18 protein-coding genes are annotated in these 20363 nt (G+C 62.7%); 15 read left to right on the forward strand and 3 right to left on the reverse strand.

What is annotated here, in order from left to right:
- Window positions 1–708 carry a DNA/RNA nuclease SfsA gene (sfsA, locus tag C8K61_RS26360; RefSeq protein WP_108099993.1) on the reverse strand — a complete coding sequence of 236 codons (708 nt, stop codon included), beginning with the start codon at window positions 706–708 and terminating at the stop codon, window positions 1–3.
- Window positions 708–1880, reverse strand: coding sequence for a pyridoxal phosphate-dependent aminotransferase (locus C8K61_RS26365; RefSeq protein ID WP_108099995.1), 1173 nt, complete (start codon window positions 1878–1880; stop codon window positions 708–710). The genes sfsA and C8K61_RS26365 overlap by 1 nt, the downstream gene beginning before the upstream one ends.
- Before the next feature lie 199 nt (window positions 1881–2079).
- On the opposite strand from C8K61_RS26365, the gene dksA reads away from it, so the two are divergent.
- From dksA to pgi, 11 genes are all read left to right on the forward strand, one after another.
- The gene (gene dksA, locus C8K61_RS26370) at window positions 2080–2523 is read left to right on the forward strand and encodes an RNA polymerase-binding protein DksA (RefSeq protein WP_108099997.1); all 444 of its coding nucleotides are present in this window, start codon (window positions 2080–2082) and stop codon (window positions 2521–2523) included.
- Between the two features lie 58 nt (window positions 2524–2581).
- Window positions 2582–3469, forward strand: coding sequence for a tRNA glutamyl-Q(34) synthetase GluQRS (gluQRS, locus tag C8K61_RS26375; RefSeq protein ID WP_108099999.1), 888 nt, complete (start codon window positions 2582–2584; stop codon window positions 3467–3469).
- Window positions 3470–3641: 172 nt separating this feature from the next.
- A complete protein-coding gene (locus tag C8K61_RS26380) occupies window positions 3642–3818 on the forward strand; it encodes a hypothetical protein (protein WP_108100001.1) in 177 nt (58 codons plus the stop codon).
- On the forward strand, window positions 3802–6774 hold the full coding sequence (locus C8K61_RS26385; protein WP_108100003.1) for a sensor histidine kinase: 2973 nt from the start codon (window positions 3802–3804) through the stop codon (window positions 6772–6774). The genes C8K61_RS26380 and C8K61_RS26385 overlap by 17 nt, the downstream gene beginning before the upstream one ends.
- A gap of 4 nt (window positions 6775–6778) precedes the next feature.
- Complete coding sequence (locus C8K61_RS26390; RefSeq protein ID WP_108100005.1) at window positions 6779–8209, forward strand: sigma-54 dependent transcriptional regulator; 1431 nt, start codon at window positions 6779–6781, stop codon at window positions 8207–8209.
- Window positions 8210–8945: 736 nt separating this feature from the next.
- Window positions 8946–10340 carry a polynucleotide adenylyltransferase PcnB gene (locus C8K61_RS26395; RefSeq protein WP_108100007.1) on the forward strand — a complete coding sequence of 465 codons (1395 nt, stop codon included), beginning with the start codon at window positions 8946–8948 and terminating at the stop codon, window positions 10338–10340.
- On the forward strand, window positions 10340–10831 hold the full coding sequence (gene folK, locus C8K61_RS26400) for a 2-amino-4-hydroxy-6-hydroxymethyldihydropteridine diphosphokinase (protein WP_108100009.1): 492 nt from the start codon (window positions 10340–10342) through the stop codon (window positions 10829–10831). Before C8K61_RS26395 ends, folK begins: the two co-directional genes overlap by 1 nt.
- A 167-nt stretch (window positions 10832–10998) precedes the next feature.
- Window positions 10999–11799 carry a 3-methyl-2-oxobutanoate hydroxymethyltransferase gene (gene panB, locus C8K61_RS26405; protein WP_108100026.1) on the forward strand — a complete coding sequence of 267 codons (801 nt, stop codon included), beginning with the start codon at window positions 10999–11001 and terminating at the stop codon, window positions 11797–11799.
- Window positions 11796–12656, forward strand: coding sequence for a pantoate--beta-alanine ligase (gene panC / locus C8K61_RS26410; protein WP_108100010.1), 861 nt, complete (start codon window positions 11796–11798; stop codon window positions 12654–12656). The genes panB and panC overlap by 4 nt, the downstream gene beginning before the upstream one ends.
- Before the next feature lie 82 nt (window positions 12657–12738).
- On the forward strand, window positions 12739–13119 hold the full coding sequence (panD, locus tag C8K61_RS26415; protein ID WP_108100012.1) for an aspartate 1-decarboxylase: 381 nt from the start codon (window positions 12739–12741) through the stop codon (window positions 13117–13119).
- Between the two features lie 182 nt (window positions 13120–13301).
- Entirely contained in the window at window positions 13302–14966 is a 1665-nt protein-coding gene (pgi, locus tag C8K61_RS26420) for a glucose-6-phosphate isomerase (protein WP_108100014.1), read from the forward strand.
- 65 nt (window positions 14967–15031) lie between these two features.
- On the opposite strand, the gene C8K61_RS26425 is transcribed toward pgi, so the two are convergent.
- Window positions 15032–16030, reverse strand: a complete 999-nt coding sequence (locus C8K61_RS26425) for a GlxA family transcriptional regulator (protein ID WP_108100016.1) — start codon at window positions 16028–16030, stop codon at window positions 15032–15034.
- A gap of 106 nt (window positions 16031–16136) precedes the next feature.
- Here C8K61_RS26425 and C8K61_RS26430 point away from each other — a divergent pair, with 106 nt between their 5' ends.
- The 4 genes from C8K61_RS26430 to C8K61_RS27100 form a co-directional block, all read left to right on the forward strand.
- Window positions 16137–17195 (forward strand): DJ-1/PfpI family protein, encoded by a 1059-nt coding sequence (locus C8K61_RS26430; RefSeq protein WP_108100018.1) that lies wholly within the window; start codon window positions 16137–16139, stop codon window positions 17193–17195.
- Window positions 17196–17304: 109 nt separating this feature from the next.
- Window positions 17305–19242 carry an acetate--CoA ligase gene (acs, locus tag C8K61_RS26435; protein WP_108100020.1) on the forward strand — a complete coding sequence of 646 codons (1938 nt, stop codon included), beginning with the start codon at window positions 17305–17307 and terminating at the stop codon, window positions 19240–19242.
- Window positions 19243–19292: 50 nt separating this feature from the next.
- Window positions 19293–20171 carry an oxygenase MpaB family protein gene (locus C8K61_RS26440; RefSeq protein ID WP_108100022.1) on the forward strand — a complete coding sequence of 293 codons (879 nt, stop codon included), beginning with the start codon at window positions 19293–19295 and terminating at the stop codon, window positions 20169–20171.
- A gap of 100 nt (window positions 20172–20271) precedes the next feature.
- Window positions 20272–20363 (forward strand): hypothetical protein (locus C8K61_RS27100; protein WP_256589556.1); only part of this gene is annotated, 92 nt, incomplete at its 3' end.

Below are 20363 nucleotides of genomic sequence, written 5' to 3' on the forward strand. Positions count from 1 at the left end.
TTACAGCTCGACAGCCAGCCGCCGGGTCAGACGAATCTCGGTTGGCGTCAGCTCGGCGCCATACGCCAGCACCTCCACCCCCGCCACCTTCGCTTCACGTAGCGCCGCCGCGTAGGCCGCGTCGATCTCCTCGGCCGGGCGCACGGCGTCGATACCGGAGAGGTTCACGCAATACAACTGCACCGCACGAATACCCTGGCGCGCCAGGCTGGCCAGTTCACGCAGGTGCTTGGCGCCGCGCTGGGTCTTGGCATCGGGGAAGGCTGCCACCGGGGTGCCGTCAAAACCCAGGGTCACGCTTTTCACTTCGACATAGGCCGGCCCGCTGGGGTATTCCAGGCGAAAGTCGATGCGGCTGTTTTCCTCGCCATAGGGCACCTCGCGTTTCAACGTGGTGAACCCGGCCAGTTCGCTGATCACGCCCTCGCGCAGCGCTTCTTCCACCAGCGGGTTGGCCCGCGCGGTGTTCACACAGGCCCAGCGCCCTTGCGGCGTTTCCGCCAGCTCCCAGGTGCCGGGCAGTTTGCGTTTGGGGTCGCTGGAGCGGCTGAACCACACCGCGCCGCCCTCCACCATGCAATTGAACATCGAGCCAGTGTTCGGGCAGTGAATAGTCAGCAGCTCGCCACTGCTGGTTTCGATATCGGCGAGAAAACGCTTGTAGCGACGCAGCAGGCGACCTTGCTCAAGCGGTGGATTGAACTGCATCAGGGCCGCCAGGTTTTCAGGCCGCGGGCAATGCGTTCCACCGCTTCCTGCAAGCGCGGCAGACTTTGCGTATAGGCAAAGCGTACGTGGTGGCCGGCCTGGTAACGGCCGAAATCCAGGCCTGGGGTAAAGGCCACGTGCTCGGTTTCCAGGAAGTGCTGGCAGAAGGCAAAGGCGTCGCCGCCGAAGGCGCTGATGTCTGCATATAAATAGAAGGCGCCTTCGGGTTCGACGGCAATGCCAAAACCCAGCTCACGCAACGCTGGCAGCAGGAAGTCGCGACGGCGGGCGAATTCGCCACGGCGCTGTTCAAGAATATCCAGGGTCGCCGGCTCGAAGCAGGCCAGGGCCGCATGCTGGGCCATGCTTGGCGCGCTGATATAGAGGTTCTGCGCCAGCTTTTCCAACTCACCTACCGCCTGCGGCGGCGCCACCAGCCAGCCCAGGCGCCAGCCGGTCATGCCGAAGTATTTGGAAAAACTGTTAAGCACAAAGGCGTCGTCGTCCACTTCCAGCACGCTGGCGGCGTCGGTTCCGTAGGTGAGCCCGTGGTAGATCTCGTCGACTACTAAATGACCACCATGGGCCTTGAGTGCCTTGGACAAGCCGCTGAGTTCGTCACGCGACAACAGGGTGCCAGTCGGGTTGGCCGGCGAGGCGACCAGGGCGCCTACGCTGTCGCGGTCCCAATGGCGGTCGACCAGTTCAGGGGTCAGTTGGTAACGCACCTCGGGACCGACCGGCACCAGCTGCGCGGCGCCCTCGACCAGGCGTAGGAAGTGACGGTTGCAGGGGTAGCCGGGGTCCGCAAGTAACCAGTGTTTGCCGGGGTCGACCAGTAAGGCGGTGGCCAACAACAATGCCCCCGATCCGCCGGGCGTAATCAGGATGCGTTCGGGGTCTATGCTCAATCCGTAACGTTGGGCGTAGAAACTCGAAATCGCCTCACGCAGGGCCGGTAACCCACGCGCCGCGGTGTAGCGTGTGTGGCCGCTGGCCAAGGCTGCCTGGCCGGCCGCGATGATCGGCGCGGCAGTGGTGAAGTCCGGCTCGCCGATTTCCAGGTGGATCACATCATGGCCGTCGGCCTGCAACTGATTGGCCCGGGCCAGCAGTGCCATCACGTGAAAAGGCTCGATAGCGCGGCTGCGAGCACTGTAGGGCGAAGTCATCGGCCTTCCTTTATATAAGTTCAGGCGGCGATTCTACCCAACCAGTTGGCTAAACAGCAGCACGATGACAACCGGGAGTGGCATACCCGAGGGCGATCTGGTAAGTTCGCCCGCTTGCAGCCGCAGGGCCGGCATAAATGACGGCAATGGACAGTAATCCTGCGCAGTGGATTAGAGAGTTTTTAAGAGGCGGTCATCCATGCCCACCAAAGCAAAAGCAAAGAACGACCCACTCAACCGTAGCTTCGAACCCTATAAAGAAACAAAGGGCGAGGAGTACATGAGTGAGCCAATGCGTGCCCACTTCACCGCTATTCTTGGCAAGTGGAAACTCGAGCTGATGCAAGAAGTCGATCGGACTGTGCATCACATGCAGGACGAAGCAGCCAACTTCCCAGACCCAGCCGACCGTGCCAGCCAGGAAGAAGAATTCAGCCTGGAACTGCGTGCCCGTGATCGTGAACGCAAGCTGATCAAGAAAATTGACCAGACCCTGCAACTGATCGAAGACAACGATTACGGCTGGTGCGATTCCTGCGGCGTCGAAATCGGCATCCGCCGCCTCGAAGCCCGCCCTACCGCCACCCTTTGCATCGATTGCAAAACCCTGGCGGAAATCAAAGAAAAGCAGATCGGTTCCTGATCTGAGAACGGGGCGCTTAGGCGCCCCGCTTCATTTCTGCCATGCCTATTCTTCGCGTATGACCACCAAAGCCTACATCGGGCGCTTTGCCCCGACGCCCAGCGGTTACCTGCACTTCGGGTCCCTGGTGGCAGCGCTCGCCTCCTACCTCGACGCCAAAGCCTGCGGCGGCACCTGGCTGCTGCGCATGGAAGATATCGACCCGCCCCGCGAAGTAACCGGCGCCCAAGCCGCGATTCTGCACACCCTGGAAAGCTACGGCTTTGAATGGGACGGCGAACTGGTGCGCCAGAGCGAACGCCACGAGGCCTATGAAAGTTTGGTGCAACGCCTGTTCAGCCAAGGCCTGGCCTACGCCTGCACCTGCTCGCGCAAACAGCTTGAAGGCTACCAAGGCGTGTACCCCGGCTTTTGCCGCAACGCCGGGCACGCCCAGGAAGATGCCGCCATTCGCTTGCGCGTGCCGGAGTTGGAGTACCACTTCAACGACCGCGTGCAAGGCGAATACCGCCAACACCTGGGTCGTGACGTGGGCGACTTCGTCATCCGCCGCCGCGATGGGTTGTATGCCTATCAACTGGCGGTGGTGCTCGACGATGCCTGGCAAGGTGTTACCGATATCGTCCGCGGCGCCGACCTGCTCGACTCCACCCCGCGCCAGTTGTACCTGCAGGAACTGCTCGGTCTGCCGCAACCGCGTTACCTGCACGTGCCGCTGATCATCCAGCCGGATGGCCACAAACTGGGTAAGTCGTATCGCTCGCCACCGCTGGAATCCCATGAAGCGGCGCAGTTGTTGTTGCGCGCATTGCGGGCACTGGGGCAGCCAGTCGTGCCTGAGTTGGAAGAAGGCACGCCCAGCGAAATTCTGGCTTGGGGCGTTCGGCATTGGGATGCGGGGCGGATTCCGCGCACGTTGACGTTGGCGGAATCGCAGCTGCGGTAAAAAGCATCGCGGCTAAAGCCCCTCCCACAGGCCATGCATTCCCCATGGATAGGCGATCCCTGTGGGAGGGGCTTCAGCCGCGATAGCCGTGATGCGGTCTCTGGCGATCAACCGCTTCCAGCCCCAACCATCATTCCGTTACCATCGCCGCTCGCCAACCACGAGAAACGGCATGTACATCTACCGATTGGTCTTACTTCTGGTGGTGGGGATTTACCTCTTCTCCCCCGCCATCATGGACTGGTGGATCGACCCGACCGGTGCCTGGTACCGCCCGTACCTGCTGTGGCTGATCCTTATCGTGGTGACCTTCATCTTGCAGAGCGGACGTGATGCTGACGAGCTTTAGCCTGAGTCAGCTGATCCTGATCAGCGCTGCCTACCTTCTTGTACTGTTCGGCGTGGCCTGGATCAGCGAGCGCGGCATCATTCCGCGCTGGATCGTCTCGCACCCGCTGACCTACACCTTGTCCCTTGGCGTGTACGCCAGCGCCTGGGCCTTTTATGGCACGGTCGGCCTGGCCTATCAGTACGGCTTCGGCTTTCTTGCCAGCTACCTTGGGGTGTCTGGCGCGTTCCTGCTGGCGCCGGTGTTGCTCTACCCGATTCTGCGCATCACCCGCACCTATCAACTGTCGTCCCTGGCCGACCTGTTCGCCTTCCGCTTTCGCAGCACCTGGGCCGGCGCGCTGACCACTCTGTTTATGCTGATCGGCGTGTTACCGCTGCTGGCCCTGCAGTTCCAGGCAGTGGCCGACTCCATCGGCATCCTCACCCGCGAGCCGGTGCACGAGCGGGTGGCGCTGAGTTATTGCGCGCTGATCACCCTGTTCACCATCCTGTTTGGCGCCCGGCATATCGCCACCCGTGGCAAAAACGAGGGGCTGGTGTTTGCTATCGCCTTCGAATCGATCGTGAAAATGGTCGCCCTCGGCGGCATCGCCCTGTACGCCTTGTACGGCGTGTTCGGCGGCCCCCATGAGCTGGAAGTCTGGCTACTGCAGAACCAGGCAACCCTGGCGGCGCTGCACACGCCACTGCAGGAAGGCCCGTGGCGCACGCTGCTGCTGATTTTCTTCGCTTCGGCCATCGTCATGCCGCACATGTACCACATGACCTTTACCGAGAACCTCAACCCGCGCGCCATGGTCAGCGCCAGCTGGGGCCTGCCGCTGTTCCTGCTGCTGCTCAGCCTGACCGTGCCGCTGATTCTCTGGGCCGGGCTGAAACTGGGGGCCACCACCAACCCGGAATATTTCACCCTCGGCATCGGCATCGCGGTGAACAACGACACCCTGGCACTGCTCGCCTATGTCGGCGGGCTGTCGGCCTCCAGCGGCCTGATCATCGTCACCACCCTGGCGCTGTCGGGCATGGCCCTCAACCACCTGGTGTTACCGCTGTACCAGCCGCCGGCGCAGGGCAATATCTACCGCTGGCTGAAGTGGACGCGCCGCGCCCTGATCATTGCGATCATCGCCGCCGGCTACGGCTTCTATCTATTGCTCGGCGCCGAACAGGACCTGGCCAACCTCGGCATCGTCGCCTTCGTCGCCACCCTGCAGTTCCTGCCGGGCGTGCTGTCCGTGCTGTACTGGCCGACCGCCAACCGCAAAGGGTTCATCGCCGGCCTGCTGGTGGGCATCGCCGTGTGGATGGCGAGCATGCTGTTACCGCTGATTGGTAACGTGCAGGGCATTTATATTCCGCTGTTCAACTTCGTTTATGTGCTCGACGACACCAGTTGGCACCTGGCGGCCATCGCTTCCCTGGCGGCCAACGTGCTGGTGTTCACCTTGGTGTCGCTGTTCACCGAGTCCAGCGCCGAAGAAGAAAGCGCCGCCGAAGCCTGCGCCGTCGACAACGTGCGCCGCCCGCAACGCCGCGAACTGCTGGCCACCTCGCCGCAGGAGTTCGCCACCCAACTGGCCAAGCCGCTGGGCGCGAAGACCGCGCAGCGGGAAGTGGAACAGGCGCTGCGCGACCTGCACCTGCCGTTCGATGAAAACCGCCCTTACGCCCTGCGCCGCCTGCGCGACCGCATCGAGGCCAACCTCTCCGGCCTTATGGGGCCGAGCGTGGCGCAGGATATTGTCGAGACCTTCCTGCCTTACAAATCCGGCAGCGAAAGTTATGTCACCGAAGACATCCACTTCATCGAAAACCGCCTGGAAGACTACCACTCGCGCCTGACCGGCCTGGCCGCCGAGCTCGACGCCCTGCGCCGCTACCACCGCCAGACCCTGCAGGAATTGCCAATGGGCGTGTGCTCGCTGGCCAAGGACCAGGAAATTCTGATGTGGAACCGGGCCATGGAAGACCTCACCGGCATCGTCGCCCACCGCGTGGTCGGCTCGCGGCTATCGACCATCGGTGAACCGTGGAAGGCGCTGCTCGAAGGCTTTATCAACCTGCCCGACGAACACCTGCACAAACAGCGCCTGGCCCTCGACGGGCAGATCCGCTGGCTGAACCTGCACAAAGCGGCCATCGATGAGCCACTGGCGCCCGGTAACACCGGCCTGGTGTTACTGGTCGAAGACCTCACCGAAACGCAGATGCTCGAAGACAAGCTGGTGCACTCCGAGCGTCTGGCCAGCATCGGCCGCCTGGCTGCTGGCGTGGCCCACGAAATCGGCAACCCGATCACCGGCATCGCCTGCCTGGCGCAGAACCTGCGCGAAGAACGCGAGACCGACCCTGAGCTGGCGGAAATCAGCAGCCAGATCATCGAACAGACCAAACGCGTGTCGCGCATCGTGCAGTCGCTGATGAGCTTTGCCCATGCCGGCGCCCGTCAGCAGGCGGAAGAGCCGGTATGTCTGGCCGAAGTGGCGCAGGATGCGATTGGCCTGCTGGCGCTGAACCGCCGCACAATCGAAGTGCAGTTCTTCAACCTGTGCGACCCCGAGCATTGGGCCGTGGGCGATCCGCAGCGTCTGGCGCAAGTGCTGATCAACTTGCTGTCCAACGCCCGCGACGCCTCGCCACCGCGCGGCGCCATCCGGGTGAAGAGCGAAGCCAGCGAACAGACCGTGGATTTGATCGTCGAAGATGAAGGCACCGGCATTCCCAAGGCGATCATGGACCGCCTGTTCGAACCCTTCTTTACTACCAAGGACCCCGGTGAAGGAACCGGCCTGGGCCTCGCTCTGGTCTATTCCATCGTGGAAGAGCATTATGGGCAAATAACCATCGACAGCCCGGTAGACCCGGAGCTACAACGCGGAACCCGGATTCGGGTAACGTTACCGCGACATGTCGAAGCGACGTCCGTAGTGACCAGAGATCGTCGAGAGAGCTGAATTCATGCCACATATTCTGATCGTCGAAGACGAGACCATTATCCGTTCCGCCCTGCGCCGTCTGTTGGAGCGCAACCAGTACGAAGTCAGCGAAGCCGGCTCGGTACAGGAAGCCCAGGAACGTTTCAGCATTCCCAGTTTTGACCTGATCGTCAGCGATCTGCGTCTGCCAGGGGCGCCGGGCACCGAGCTGATCAAGCTGGGCCAGGGCATTCCGGTCCTGATAATGACCAGCTACGCCAGCCTGCGTTCGGCGGTCGATTCGATGAAGATGGGCGCGGTGGATTACATCGCCAAACCCTTCGACCACGACGAAATGCTCCAGGCCGTCGCGCGTATCCTGCGTGATCGGCAAGACATCAAACCCTCTCCCGCCGCTGCCAGCACCAGCAATGGCAGCCGCGCCGGTGACAAAGCGGCCGCCGGTAACAGTAACGGCGAGATCGGTATCATCGGCTCCAGCCCCTCGATGCAGGAGCTGTACAGCAAGATCCGCAAAGTCGCCCCCACCGATTCCACCGTGCTGATTCAGGGCGAATCCGGCACCGGTAAAGAGCTGGTGGCGCGGGCACTGCACAACCTGTCGAAACGCGCCAAGGCGCCGATGATTTCGGTGAACTGCGCGGCCATCCCGGAAACCCTGATCGAGTCCGAACTGTTCGGCCACGAAAAAGGCGCGTTCACTGGCGCCAGCGCCGGGCGTGCCGGTCTGGTGGAAGCGGCGGACGGCGGCACGTTGTTCCTCGATGAAATCGGTGAGCTGCCATTGGAAGCCCAGGCGCGTCTGTTGCGCGTGCTGCAGGAAGGCGAGATTCGCCGGGTCGGATCGGTACAGTCGCAGAAGGTGGATGTCCGCCTGATCGCCGCTACCCACCGCGACCTGAAAACCCTGGCCAAAACCGGCCAGTTCCGCGAAGACCTGTTCTACCGCCTGCACGTCATTGCCCTGAAGCTTCCCGCCCTGCGCGAGCGCGGCGCCGACGTCAGTGAAATTGCCGCGCTGTTCCTCACTCGCCAGTCGACCAAGATGGGCCGCAGCGACCTGCGCTTTGCCCCGGACGCCGAGCAGGCAATCCGTCATTACACCTGGCCGGGTAACGTGCGCGAACTGGAAAACGCTATCGAGCGTGCCGTGATTCTGTGTGAGGGCTCGGATATCTCCGCCGAGCTTCTGGGTATCGACATCGAGCTGGACGACCTGGAGGACGGCGATTTCCTCGGCGCCCCCCTCGCCCACAACAGCACCAATGCCCACGAGCCCACCGAAGACCTGTCCCTGGAAGACTACTTCCAGCACTTCGTCCTGGAGCACCAAGACCACATGACCGAAACCGAGCTGGCGCGCAAATTGGGCATCAGCCGCAAATGCCTGTGGGAACGCCGTCAGCGCCTGGGCATTCCACGGCGCAAAACCGGCGCGGCGCTCGAGGGTTGACAGCGTGGCGGTAACAGAGATTGTGCGCGGCGAGTCGCCACACTTTGTTACCGCTTCAATATCGCGTAACAAAGCCGGGTCTTACGGTAACGGAAACCCGGCTTTTTTGTGCCTGTTCTGACACAGTGAATTTAGCTAAGCCCTTGATTCATAAGGATTCACAAAAACTGGCACGGCTCCTGCTATATGTTTGGTACAACAACAATAACAAGCAACGCCAAAGACAATAAAAATAAGACGTACCGACTCCAGCACAACAAAAACAAAATCGCGGGAGGCGCAGCTAACTGATTCTTTTGGAGAGGAATGGCTTTTGGGGTTCGCCCCGCGACCAGGCTGAGAACAACAAAACTGCTACTAGGCAGAGCCCGAACTGGTTGGATCGCAAGATCATGGCTACATCAGCATCCAAAGCAATCCGTTGTCTATTAACCTCCGAATTGGAGGTTTTTCCTGAAGCCACTAGGCCGACGGAACGGGTCAACAAACAAAAACAACAAGCCCGACATAATAATAAAAATAAAGCACGCACCTACTTGGGGGGGAGCTTCGGCTCCCCCAGTAGCTTTCGCTACCACCCTCCGGTTACACCCCCCTCTTGCTACACCCCTTGCTACTCCTGCTTCACACCTCTTTCTAAGCGTCCTACACCATCCCCCGACACAATGCTAGAATCCGCAGCCATCATGCGGTCATTTCCAATTCTGGCCGGTCATCCCGTCAAACAGTGCATCCCATGCTGAAAAAGCTGTTCCAGTCCTTACGCTCCCCCCTGCGCCGTGCCAAGCAGCATCCGCGCAGCACTCCCGAAGTGGTGACCAGTCACCAGCACCCGTTGCGCCGCGCGCATATCAGTCGTTATGCGGTAAGCATCGTCGAGCGCCTGCAGAACGCCGGTTACCAGGCCTACCTGGTCGGCGGCTGTGTACGTGACCTGCTGCTGGATATCGAACCGAAAGACTTCGACGTCGCCACCAGCGCCACCCCCGAACAAGTCCGCGCCGAGTTTCGCAATGCGCGGGTGATCGGCCGCCGCTTCAAGCTGGTCCACGTGCATTTCGGCCGCGAGATCATCGAAGTGGCCACCTTCCGCGCCAACCACCCGGTCAGCGAAGAAGACGAAGACAGCAACCAGTCCTCGCGTAACGAAAGCGGGCGCATTCTGCGGGATAACGTCTACGGCAGCCTGGAGGACGACGCCCAGCGCCGCGACTTCACCATCAACGCGCTGTACTTCGATGTGACCGGCGAGCGCATTCTCGACTACGCCCGCGGCATGCACGACATCCGCAACCGCCTGGTACGCCTGATCGGCGACCCGGAAAAGCGTTACCTCGAAGACCCGGTGCGCATGCTGCGCGCGGTGCGTTTTGCCGCCAAGCTCGACTTCGATATCGAAAGCCACAGTGCCGAGCCGATTCCGCGCCTGGCCAAGATGCTGCGCGATATCCCTTCGGCCCGTCTGTTCGATGAAGTGCTAAAGCTGTTCCTTTCCGGTTACGCCGAGCACACTTTCGAACTGCTGCTCGAGTACGACCTGTTCGAACCGCTGTTCCCGGCCAGTGCCGCCGCCCTCAAGGCGAGCCCGGAATACGCCTACAACCTGATCAGCCAGGCGCTGATCAACACCGACCAGCGCATCGAAGACGGCAAGCCGGTAACCCCGGCGTTCCTCTTCGCCGCCCTGCTCTGGCCTGCGCTGCCGGCTCGCGTGATCAAACTGCAAGACCGCGGCATGCCACCGATTCCGGCGATGCAGGAAGCGGCTCACGAGCTGATCGCCGAGCAGTGCCAGCGCATTGCCGTGCCCAAACGTTTCACCATCCCGATTCGCGAGATCTGGGACATGCAGGAGCGCCTGCCGCGGCGCAGCGGCAAACGTGCCGACCTGCTGCTAGAAAATCCACGCTTCCGCGCCGGCTACGATTTCCTCCTGCTGCGCGAAAGCGCTGGCGAGCAAACCAATGGCCTGGGCGACTGGTGGACCGACTACCAAGACTGCACGGACAGCGAACGCCGGGCGATGATCCGCGAACTTGCGGCCAACCCCGACGAAAGCAACGCCGCGCCACGCAAACGCCGTCGCGGCGGCAACCGCAAACGCGGCGCACCGAGCCCGGCGCAAGACTGATGGAACGCGTGTATATCGGCCTGGGCAGCAACCTGGCCGAACCCCTGCAGCAATTGCGCGGCGCCCTGGCGGCGCTGGCGCAGCTGCCGCACACCACGCTCGCGCAGCACTCCTCCTTCTATAGCAGCGACCCGCTCGGCCCCGCCGACCAGCCGCGCTATGTGAATGCCGTGGCCGCGCTGGATACCGACCTGGAACCGCTGCAACTGCTCGATGCCCTGCAAGCCATCGAACTGGAACAGGGCCGCGAGCGCAAAGCCGAACGCTGGGGGCCGCGGACACTGGACCTGGATATTCTTGCCTTCGGCCAACGCCTACTCGACGAGCCTCGCCTGCAAGTGCCGCACTACCACATGCACGCGCGGCCGTTCGTCCTCTACCCACTGGCCGAACTGGCTCCCGGACTGGTGCTGGCTGACGGTCGCCGCCTCAGCGACCTGCTACTGGCCTGCCCCTTCGAAGGCCTGGAGCGCCTGCCCGCTTCGCTGTAACCAGCATGGTTGCTGGGCTCAGGTAGTAAAACTACAAGCGTGGCATTGGCGGTAACGCCAGTAACAAGTCGGTAACACCTGCAATTGACTTCGCCCTTTCGCATCACGACTATAGGCGTCCCGTTGCCCCGCGCCGGTGCGCGCGAGGCTCTAAGAGGACCAATATGATGCCTGACGTTACCCTGAGCACCCTGCAAGAGCTGAATCAGAAAGGCGAGAAAATCGTCATGCTCACTGCCTACGATGCCACCTTTGCTTCCGTCGCTGCCAAGGCTGGCGTGGAGGTTCTGCTGGTGGGTGATTCCCTGGGCATGGTCGTGCAAGGCCATGACAGCACCCTGCCGGTCAGCACTGCCGATATGGCTTACCACACTGCCTGTGTGAAGCGCGGCAATGCCGGTGCGTTCATTGTTACCGACCTGCCCTTCATGGCGTATGCCACCCTCGAACAAGCCCTGGTCAACAGCGCCGCGGTCATGCAAGCCGGCGCGCACATGGTCAAGCTCGAAGGCGGTGCCTTCCTTGCCGACATCGTTCGACGCCTGGCCGAGAACGGCGTACCCACGTGCATCCACATGGGCCTGACGCCGCAATCGGTGAACGTGCTTGGCGGTTATAAAGTGCAGGGCCGCAACGAAGCCCAGGCGCGTCAACTGCGCAGCGACGCCATTGCCCTGGAACAGGCCGGCGCGGCGATGCTGCTGCTGGAATGCGTACCGAGCGAATTGGCGGCGGAAATCACCGACGCGGTGAAGATTCCGGTCATTGGCATTGGCGCCGGTAACGCCACCGACGGCCAGGTGCTGGTCCTCCACGACATGCTTGGCATGTCTCTGACTGGCCGCATGCCGAAGTTCGTGAAGAACTTCATGGAAGGCCAGACCAGCATCGACGGCGCCATCAGCGCCTATGTCGCGGCGGTCAAAGACTCGTCATTCCCTGGCGCTGAACACGGATTCTCTGCATGAACACGGTTACCACCGTCCGCGAGCTACGCGCTGCTGTCGCCCAGGCGCGTGCCGAGGGCAAAGATATCGGCCTGGTGCCGACCATGGGCAATTTGCACGCCGGCCACGCCGCGCTGGTGGAAAAAGCCGCCCAACGTGTCGACTTCGTAGTCGCCAGTATCTTCGTCAACCCGCTGCAGTTCGGCCCCAAGGAAGACCTGGCCAGCTACCCCCGCACCCTGGCCGCCGACAAACAACGCCTGATCGAAGCCGGCTGCCAGTTGCTGTTCGCCCCCAGCGTTGAAGAGATGTACCCCGACGGCATGGCCGCGCAAACCATCGTGCATGTCTCCGGGGTTTCCGAAGGCCTGTGTGGCGGCAGCCGCCCGGGGCATTTCGACGGCGTATCGACGGTGGTCACCAAGCTGTTCCAGATGGTTCAGCCGGACATCGCCGTGTTTGGCCAGAAGGACTACCAGCAGTTGGCCGTGATCCGCACCCTGGTGCGCGACCTCAATATGCCCATCCAGATCATTGGCGAGCCCACCGTGCGTGCCGAAGACGGCCTGGCGCTGTCCTCGCGCAACGGTTACCTCGACGAGGCCCAGCGCGCCAGCGCCCCGGCCATCTACCAGTGCCTGCAACAGATGGCCACGGCGATCAAAGCTGGCGCCCGAGATTTCGCTGCCTTGATCAGCCAGGGCCAGCAGCAGTTGGAAGCCGCCGGGTTCCGGATGGATTACCTGGAAGTGCGCCGCGCCGACAACTTGCGCCCGGCCAACAGCGACGACCGTCACCTGGTGATTCTGGTCGCGGCTTTTGTCGGCACCACCCGCCTGATCGACAACCTCGCCTTCGACCTGCCCGAAGGCGCATAAACCGCGCGGCGCTCAACCCGCGCCGCCTTTAGCCCGAAGAACAACAAAGCCAGCCAAGGCTCTACACCTAGAAGGAATCGCCATGCACGCCATTATGCTCAAGGCCAAACTGCACCGCGCCGAAGTGACCCACGCGGTGCTCGACTACGAAGGTTCCTGCGCTATCGACGGCGAATGGTTGGACCTGGCCGGCATCCGCGAGTACGAACAGATTCAGATCTACAACGTCGACAACGGCGAACGCTTCACCACCTACGCCATCCGTGGCGAGGAAGGCTCGCGGATCATCTCCGTCAACGGCGCCGCCGCGCACAAAGCGCAGGTTGGCCACCGCGTGATCATCTGCGCGTACGCCCATTTCAGCGAGGCGGAACTGGTGAATTTCAAACCGAAGATGCTTTATATGGCACCCGGGAATGAACTCAGCCACACCAGCGATGCCATACCTGTTCAAGTCGCGTAACAAGGCCGCTATCATGCGCCGCTGTCCCGGCTCAGCAGCCTTGCCAGCAGTTGGCACGAAAGCCGCTGTGACCGTACGTGACGGCAATCGCGGCGTTACCCGCTAAGATGAAAGCCCGGAGCGTTCCGGGCTTTTTAATGGTCATAGGTTTCTCACGTTAGTCAGAAAGGAATTTGCAGGCTATGGCGTACTACCAACACCCCCTCGACGTTACTTCCTTGCCCGCGTGGCAAGCCTTGCGCCAGCACCGCGAAGCCATGCAAGACTTCAGCATGCGCGAAGCCTTCAACTCCGATGACAAGCGCTTTGCCGAGTTCTCCCTGAGCAGCTGCGGCCTGTTTCTCGACTACTCGAAAAACCTGATCACCACTGAAACCCGCGACCTGCTGGTGGCCCTGGCCGAAGAGGTTGGCCTTAAAGACGCCATCGGCGAGATGGTCAACGGCACCCTGGTCAACGCCTCCGAAGGCCGCCCGGCCTTGCACACCGCCCTGCGTCGCCCGGTCGGTGAGCGCCTGTCGGTGAATGGCGTCAACGTGATGCCCGATGTGCACCGCGTACTTAACCAGATGACCGAGTTGGTCACGCGCATTCACAACGGCCTGTGGCGTGGTTACACCGAGAAGCCGATTACCGACGTGGTCAACATCGGTATCGGTGGCTCCTTCCTCGGCCCGCAACTGGTCTCCGAAGCGCTGCTGCCCTATGCCCAGCAAGGCGTGCGCTGTCACTACCTGGCAAACATCGACGGCAGTGAATTCCACGAGCTGTCCGAAGGCCTGAAAGCCGAGACCACTCTGTTCATCGTCTCGTCGAAATCCTTCAACACCCTGGAAACCCTGAAAAACGCCCAGGCCGCGCGCAGCTGGTACTTGGCTCAGGGTGGCTCGGAAGGCGATCTGTACAAGCACTTCATCGCCGTTTCCAGTAACCGTGAGGCCGCGGTGGCCTTCGGTATCCGCGAAGAAAACATCTTCCCGATGTGGGACTGGGTGGGCGGGCGTTACTCGCTGTGGTCGGCCATCGGTTTGCCGATTGCCCTGGCCATCGGCACTTCCAACTTCAAAGAGCTGCTGTCCGGTGCCTACAGCATGGACCAGCACTTCCAGACCGCACCGTTCGAACGCAACATGCCGGTTCTGCTGGCCCTGCTCGGCGTCTGGTACGGCAACTTCTGGCAAGCGCAGAGCCACGCCATCCTGCCGTACGACCATTACCTGCGGAACATCACCAAGCACTTGCAGCAGCTGGACATGGAGTCCAACGGCAAGAGCGTGCGTCAGGACGGCAGCGCGGTAACCTGCGAAACCGGCCCGGTGATCTGGGGTGGCGTCGGCTGTAACGGCCAGCACGCTTACCACCAGTTACTGCACCAAGGCACCCAACTGATCCCGGCCGACTTCATTGTGCCCGTGGTCAGCTACAACCCGGTGGCCGACCACCACCAATGGCTGTACGCCAACTGCCTGTCGCAGAGCCAGGCGCTGATGCTCGGCAAGACCCGCGAAGAAGCTGAAGCGGAACTGCGCAGCAAAGGCCTGCCAGAAGAGGAAGTCGAGCGCCTGGCGCCGCACAAAGTCATTCCCGGTAACCGCCCGAGCAACACCCTGGCGATGGAGCGCATCAGCCCGCGTCGCCTCGGCGCGCTCGTGGCGCTGTATGAGCACAAGGTGTTCGTGCAGAGCGTGGTGTGGGGCATCAACGCCTTCGACCAATGGGGTGTGGAGCTGGGTAAAGAACTCGGCAAGGGCGTGTACCAGCGCCTGACTGGCGGCAACGAGCAGCCAGCAGAGGACGCTTCTACCCAAGGTTTGATCGATTACTTCCGCGCCCGCCACCGCGGTTAATCGTTCAGCGCTGAGACAAGCCGGCCGGTTAACACCAGGCCGGCTTTTTTGTGCCCGCCGTTTACCTAGCGGCAAAAGCGCAGCCGATAGTCGCCAGGTGTTACCCCCAGGGCCTGCACAAAGGCGCGCCGCAGGTTGTACTCGTTGATAAAGCCGGTGCGCTGGGCTATCCGTTTGAGCGATGGCGTTCCGGCCTCCAGCAGGCGACAGGCCAGTTCCAGACGTAACTGCGTCACCAGCTTGCTCGGGCTCAGGCCCAGTTCGGCCTGGCAATGCCGGTGCAGGGTACGTGGCGACACCAGCAGCGCCTGTGCCATGGCCTCGATGTCGAGGGCTTCGGCCAGGTGTTCGCGCAACCATTGCGCCAGGCGGTCGGACAAGCTATTCGCCGGTGCCTGCTGCATCAGCAATTCAGCGCTGAACTGGCGTTGCCCGCCCGGCCGACGCAGATACACCACCAGCCCCTTGGCCACCTGCAGCGACAGCTCACGGCCACAATCTTCCTCCACCAGGCTCAGGCACAGGTCGATACCCGCCGTAACGCCAGCCGAGCTATACACCTGCTGATCGCGCACATACAGCGCATCGTCGAGCACCTGCAATGTGGGGAATAGGCGCGCCAGCAGCCCGGCGTAACGCCAGTGGGTTACCACCTGGCGCCCTTCCAACACGCCGGCCTGCGCCAGCAGAAAAGCCCCGGTACACACCGAACAGCAGCGCTCGCAGACTAGCGCCACCTGTGCCAACCAGCGCGCCAGGTGGCCGGCCGCCATCGCCCTCTGCACGCCGTGACCGCCCGCCACCAGCACCGTGCAACCGCTCAGGCTGGCGGGCTCGGGTAAGGGTTCGCTGTGCAGTTCCAGGCCTGTGGATGAGCGCACCAGCCCGCCGCTGACCGATACCGTGCGCAGCACATAGGGCGGTGGTGCCGAGGTCGGAAATTGCTCGCCCGCGGCGGCAAACACCTCGGCCGGGCCGGTGGCGTCGAGTAACTGGAAATCAGCGAACACCACCAGCACCACGCTACGGGTAACAGGCGGCGCGACTTCGGATAAGGCAGGCATCTCGCGCTCCGAGCAAATCACTTGGCAGATTTTCAACCATCAGTGTCACTTGCGCCAATCGAGGCCCACGCAGACTGCAACCACTGCCTTTTTTGGAGTCCGCCCCATGTACCGTTTTTTTGCTGCCTGCCTGTTGTTAGCCGCCTTCCATGCGTCCGCCGCGTCTGAGCCTATCCCTTCCTACCACGGGCAACGCCAGCGCCCGCTGATTGCGGTGGTAGGCGACAACCTCATGACCGAGCTGGTGGATTTTGTCGTGCCCTATGGCGTGCTCAAGCAGGCCGACGTGGCCGATGTACTGAGCGTGGCCCTCGACGAAGGCCCGATGCAGATGATGCCGGCACTACGCATCCAACCCGAGCAGAGTGTCGCCACCTTCGACCGACAGTATCCTCAAGGCGCCGACTACCTGATCGTGCCCGCCGTGCACCACGCCGACGATGCCCGCCTGGTGCAGTGGGTCGCAGCCCAGGCGCACAAAGGCGCCACCGTGGTTGGCGTGTGTGACGGCGTATTGGTGCTGGGTTACGCCGGCCTGTTGCACGGCAAGCAGGCGACCGGGCATTGGTATTCCGAGGGCCAGCGCCAGGACGATTTCCCCGACACCCAGTGGCTGCGCGACCGCCGTTACGTCAGCGACGGCAAGGTCATCACCACCGCCGGTGTTACCGCGGCCTTGCCGGTATCACTGGCCCTGGTCGAGGCGATTGCCGGGCCGGCGCGGGCCAAGGCAGTGGCAGCGCAGTTGGGCGTCAACCACTGGGCCGCAGACCACGACAGCAGCGCGTTCGGCCTGCACACCGGCGACTACGCGACCGCCGCCGGCAACCTGCTGGCCGTCTGGGGCCATGAGCACCTGAGCATCGCCGTGCAACCCGGGGTCGATGACATCGCCCTGGCCCTGCGCGTCGATGCCTGGTCACGGACCTTTCGCAGCGAAGTAGTTGCCGTGGCCGACCGGACCGGGCCGCTGCGTACCCGCCATGGCCTGCTGCTGTTACCCGACAGCACCAGCGCCGCCGATAGCGTGCCGCTGGGCACCCGCAGCGGCACCGCCATCGAGCAGTTACACAGCAGCCTGGACGCCATCGCCGAGCGGTACGGCGTGGCGACGGCTAGGCTGGTGACGCAGCAGTTGGAGTACCCCAGCGACCTGAACCAATGACGGGAAAGCGGCCTCAAAAAACCAGGCTGAGCGCTGCGTGCTTGAACCGGACAAGCGCTTGGGTGCACCCTTACCCGCACTGCGGCCATACAAAAACAAGGACTCCGCCATGTTCAAGATTTCCGACCACCCGGTTGCCGACGCAGTGCGTGAACGCGCCCTGCTCGACAGCGAGGGTTACCAGCGCCTGTACCGGCAATCCATCGAGCAGCCCGAACAATTCTGGGGTGAACAGGCCAAGGCCTTCCTCGACTGGTTCCAGCCGTGGCGCAGCGTGTACCACGGCGATATGCGCACAGGCCACGCCACCTGGTTCAAAGACGGCAAGCTCAACGTCAGCTACAACTGCATCGACCGCCACCTGGACACGCGTGGCGACCAAGTGGCGATCATCTGGGAAGGCGACAACCCCAGCGAATCGGCGCACATCACCTACAAAAAACTTCACCACCACGTCAGCCGCCTGGCCAATGTGCTCAAAGGCCGTGGCGTGCAGAAAGGCGATCGGGTGTGCATCTACATGCCAATGGTGCCGGAAGCCACCTACGCCATGCTCGCCTGTGCACGGATCGGCGCGGTGCATTCGGTGGTGTTCGGCGGCTTCTCCCCGGATGCCCTGCGTGACCGCATTCTGGATGCCGACTGCCGCACCGTGATCACCGCCGACGAAGGCGTGCGCGGCGGCAAATACATCCCGCTGAAAAAGAACGTCGACAAGGCCCTGGAAAGTTGCCCGGCGGTGTCCACCGTGGTGGTCGTGCAACGCACCGAGGGCGACGTGGCCTGGAACGAAGGCCGCGACGTCTGGTACCACGAAGCGGTGAGCGCTGCCGACGGCGATTGCCCGCCCGAGCCAATGGACGCCGAAGATCCGCTGTTCATCCTCTATACCTCCGGCTCCACCGGCAAACCCAAGGGCGTGCTGCACACCACCGGCGGCTACCTGCTGGTGGCCGCCATGAGCCACAAGTACGTGTTCGACTACCACGACGGCGATATCTACTGGTGCACTGCCGACGTCGGCTGGGTCACCGGCCACAGCTATATCGTCTACGGGCCACTAGCCAACGGCGCCACCACCCTGGTGTTCGAAGGCGTGCCCAACTACCCGGACAGCTCGCGCTTCTGGCAGGTGATCGACAAGCACGAAGTGAACATTTTCTACACCGCCCCCACTGCCCTGCGCGCACTGATGCGCGAAGGCACGGCGCCGGTCGAGAAAACCTCACGGGCCAGCCTGCGCCTGCTCGGCACCGTGGGCGAGCCGATCAACCCGGAAGCCTGGGAGTGGTATTTCAATGTGGTCGGCGAGTGCCGCTGCCCTATCGTCGACACCTGGTGGCAGACCGAAACCGGCGGCATCATGCTCACTCCGCTGCCCGGCGCGACCCTATTGAAACCAGGCTCGGCGACCAAGCCGTTTTTCGGCGTGCAACCGGCCCTGCTGGATGAACAGGGCAAGGAAATCGAAGGCGCCGGCTCAGGCGTGCTGGTGATCAAAGCCAGCTGGCCGAGCCAGATCCGCAGCGTGTATGGCGATCACCAACGGATGATCGATACCTACTTCAAGCCCTATCCCGGTTACTACTTCTCCGGCGACGGCGCGCGCCGCGATGCTGATGGCGACTACTGGATCACCGGGCGAATCGACGACGTGATCAACGTCTCCGGCCACCGCATCGGCACCGCCGAAGTGGAGAGTGCCTTGGTCCTGCACGACGCGGTGGCCGAAGCCGCCGTGGTCGGCTATCCCCATGACGTCAAAGGCCAGGGCATCTATGCCTTCGTCACCCTGATGCAGGGCATCGAGGTGAGCGACGAGCTGCAGAAAGAATTGCTGGCGATGGTCGGCAAGGAAATCGGCAGTTTTGCCAAACCAGAGCTGCTGCAATGGGCGCCGGGCTTGCCAAAAACCCGTTCGGGGAAAATCATGCGGCGCATTCTGCGCAAGATTGCCTGCAACGAACTGGACAGCCTCGGTGACACCTCGACCCTGGCCGACCCGTCCGTGGTGGACAGCCTGATCGACAACCGCCTCAACCGCTAACTGCAACGCCCGGCGCTGCACCCGCGCCGGGCCTGCTTACGAAGTGAGTGATGGAATTTCTCCGCCAGCGTATCGAACGCCAGGTGCTCAGCCTTACCGGACTGGCCCTGGGCCAGATCGACTTTGAACAACCCGCGGGCGACCCCGGCCTGTTCGGTCCCGACGCCGTGTGCTGGCGCGTGCATGGTGACTTCACCAGCATGATGATCGGCGGCATCAGCGCACTGTTGCTGCAAGCCTTGCACCCCCTGGCCCTGGCCGGCGTGTGGGACCACTCGAATTTTCGCCAGGACCTGCTCGGCCGCCTGCGCCGCACCGGGCAGTTTATTTCCGGCACCACCTATGGCTCGCGCAAAGACGCCAACTGGCTGATCGACAAGGTGCGCACCATTCACCTGCAAGTGACCGGCACCGCCGCCGATGGCCGCCCCTACGCGGCCAGCGACCCTGAGTTGTTGACCTGGGTGCATGTGGCCGAAGTCAGCAGTTTTCTCGCCGCCCACCTGCGCTATTGCAACCCGGATTTACCGGTGAGCGAGCAAGACCGTTACTACGATGAAATCGCCCTGATCGCCGAACGCCTGGGCGCCACCAACGTGCCGCGCAGTTGCCAGCAAGTGGCCGATTACCTGGAAGGCATACGCCCGCAATTGCGCTGCGATGAGCGCAGCCTCGAGATCATGGACGTGCTGTTCAACGCCCCGGCACCGAGCACCGTGGCCAAGCCCTTTGGTGCATTGATGATGCGCGCCGGGGTCGACCTGCTGCCGCGCTGGGCGGCCGACATGCTCGGCCTGCAACTGTCGGAACGCCAGCGCCTGCTGATTCGCAGCGGGGTCAAACGCAGTGCGCCCATGCTGCGTTGGGCGGTGCGCAGCGGCGCCTATCACCGGGCGCGTAAACGCATGGGGTTGCCGGCGCTGCGCTGACCCACCAGTCAGCCCTGCGTGTGGTCGCCGCCCACGCCCTGTGCCACCATAACCGCCCGCCGCGGCCTGGCCGCGCCCTGCTTAGATGAGGAACTGCGCCATGCAAGACGTCGTAATCGTTGCCGCCACCCGTACCGCCGTCGGCAGTTTCCAGGGCTCGCTGGCCGGTATTCCTGCCGTCGATCTTGGCGC

Source organism: Pseudomonas sp. GV071, assembly GCF_003050835.1.
Classification (GTDB): Bacteria; Pseudomonadota; Gammaproteobacteria; order Pseudomonadales; family Pseudomonadaceae; genus Aquipseudomonas.

Coding starts and splice junctions, on each gene's coding strand:
- gluQRS (WP_108099999.1), top strand. CDS start 2,582: ATGACCACCAAAGCCTACATCGGGCGCTTTGCCCCGACGCCCAGCGGT.
- C8K61_RS26365 (WP_108099995.1), bottom strand. CDS start 1,880: ATGACTTCGCCCTACAGTGCTCGCAGCCGCGCTATCGAGCCTTTTCAC.
- C8K61_RS26425 (WP_108100016.1), bottom strand. CDS start 16,030: ATGCCTGCCTTATCCGAAGTCGCGCCGCCTGTTACCCGTAGCGTGGTG.
- panB (WP_108100026.1), top strand. CDS start 10,999: ATGCCTGACGTTACCCTGAGCACCCTGCAAGAGCTGAATCAGAAAGGC.
- folK (WP_108100009.1), top strand. CDS start 10,340: ATGGAACGCGTGTATATCGGCCTGGGCAGCAACCTGGCCGAACCCCTG.
- C8K61_RS26380 (WP_108100001.1), top strand. CDS start 3,642: ATGTACATCTACCGATTGGTCTTACTTCTGGTGGTGGGGATTTACCTC.
- dksA (WP_108099997.1), top strand. CDS start 2,080: ATGCCCACCAAAGCAAAAGCAAAGAACGACCCACTCAACCGTAGCTTC.
- acs (WP_108100020.1), top strand. CDS start 17,305: ATGTTCAAGATTTCCGACCACCCGGTTGCCGACGCAGTGCGTGAACGC.
- C8K61_RS26440 (WP_108100022.1), top strand. CDS start 19,293: ATGGAATTTCTCCGCCAGCGTATCGAACGCCAGGTGCTCAGCCTTACC.
- C8K61_RS26395 (WP_108100007.1), top strand. CDS start 8,946: ATGCTGAAAAAGCTGTTCCAGTCCTTACGCTCCCCCCTGCGCCGTGCC.
- C8K61_RS26385 (WP_108100003.1), top strand. CDS start 3,802: ATGCTGACGAGCTTTAGCCTGAGTCAGCTGATCCTGATCAGCGCTGCC.
- pgi (WP_108100014.1), top strand. CDS start 13,302: ATGGCGTACTACCAACACCCCCTCGACGTTACTTCCTTGCCCGCGTGG.
- panD (WP_108100012.1), top strand. CDS start 12,739: ATGCACGCCATTATGCTCAAGGCCAAACTGCACCGCGCCGAAGTGACC.
- panC (WP_108100010.1), top strand. CDS start 11,796: ATGAACACGGTTACCACCGTCCGCGAGCTACGCGCTGCTGTCGCCCAG.
- C8K61_RS26390 (WP_108100005.1), top strand. CDS start 6,779: ATGCCACATATTCTGATCGTCGAAGACGAGACCATTATCCGTTCCGCC.
- sfsA (WP_108099993.1), bottom strand. CDS start 708: ATGCAGTTCAATCCACCGCTTGAGCAAGGTCGCCTGCTGCGTCGCTAC.
- C8K61_RS26430 (WP_108100018.1), top strand. CDS start 16,137: ATGTACCGTTTTTTTGCTGCCTGCCTGTTGTTAGCCGCCTTCCATGCG.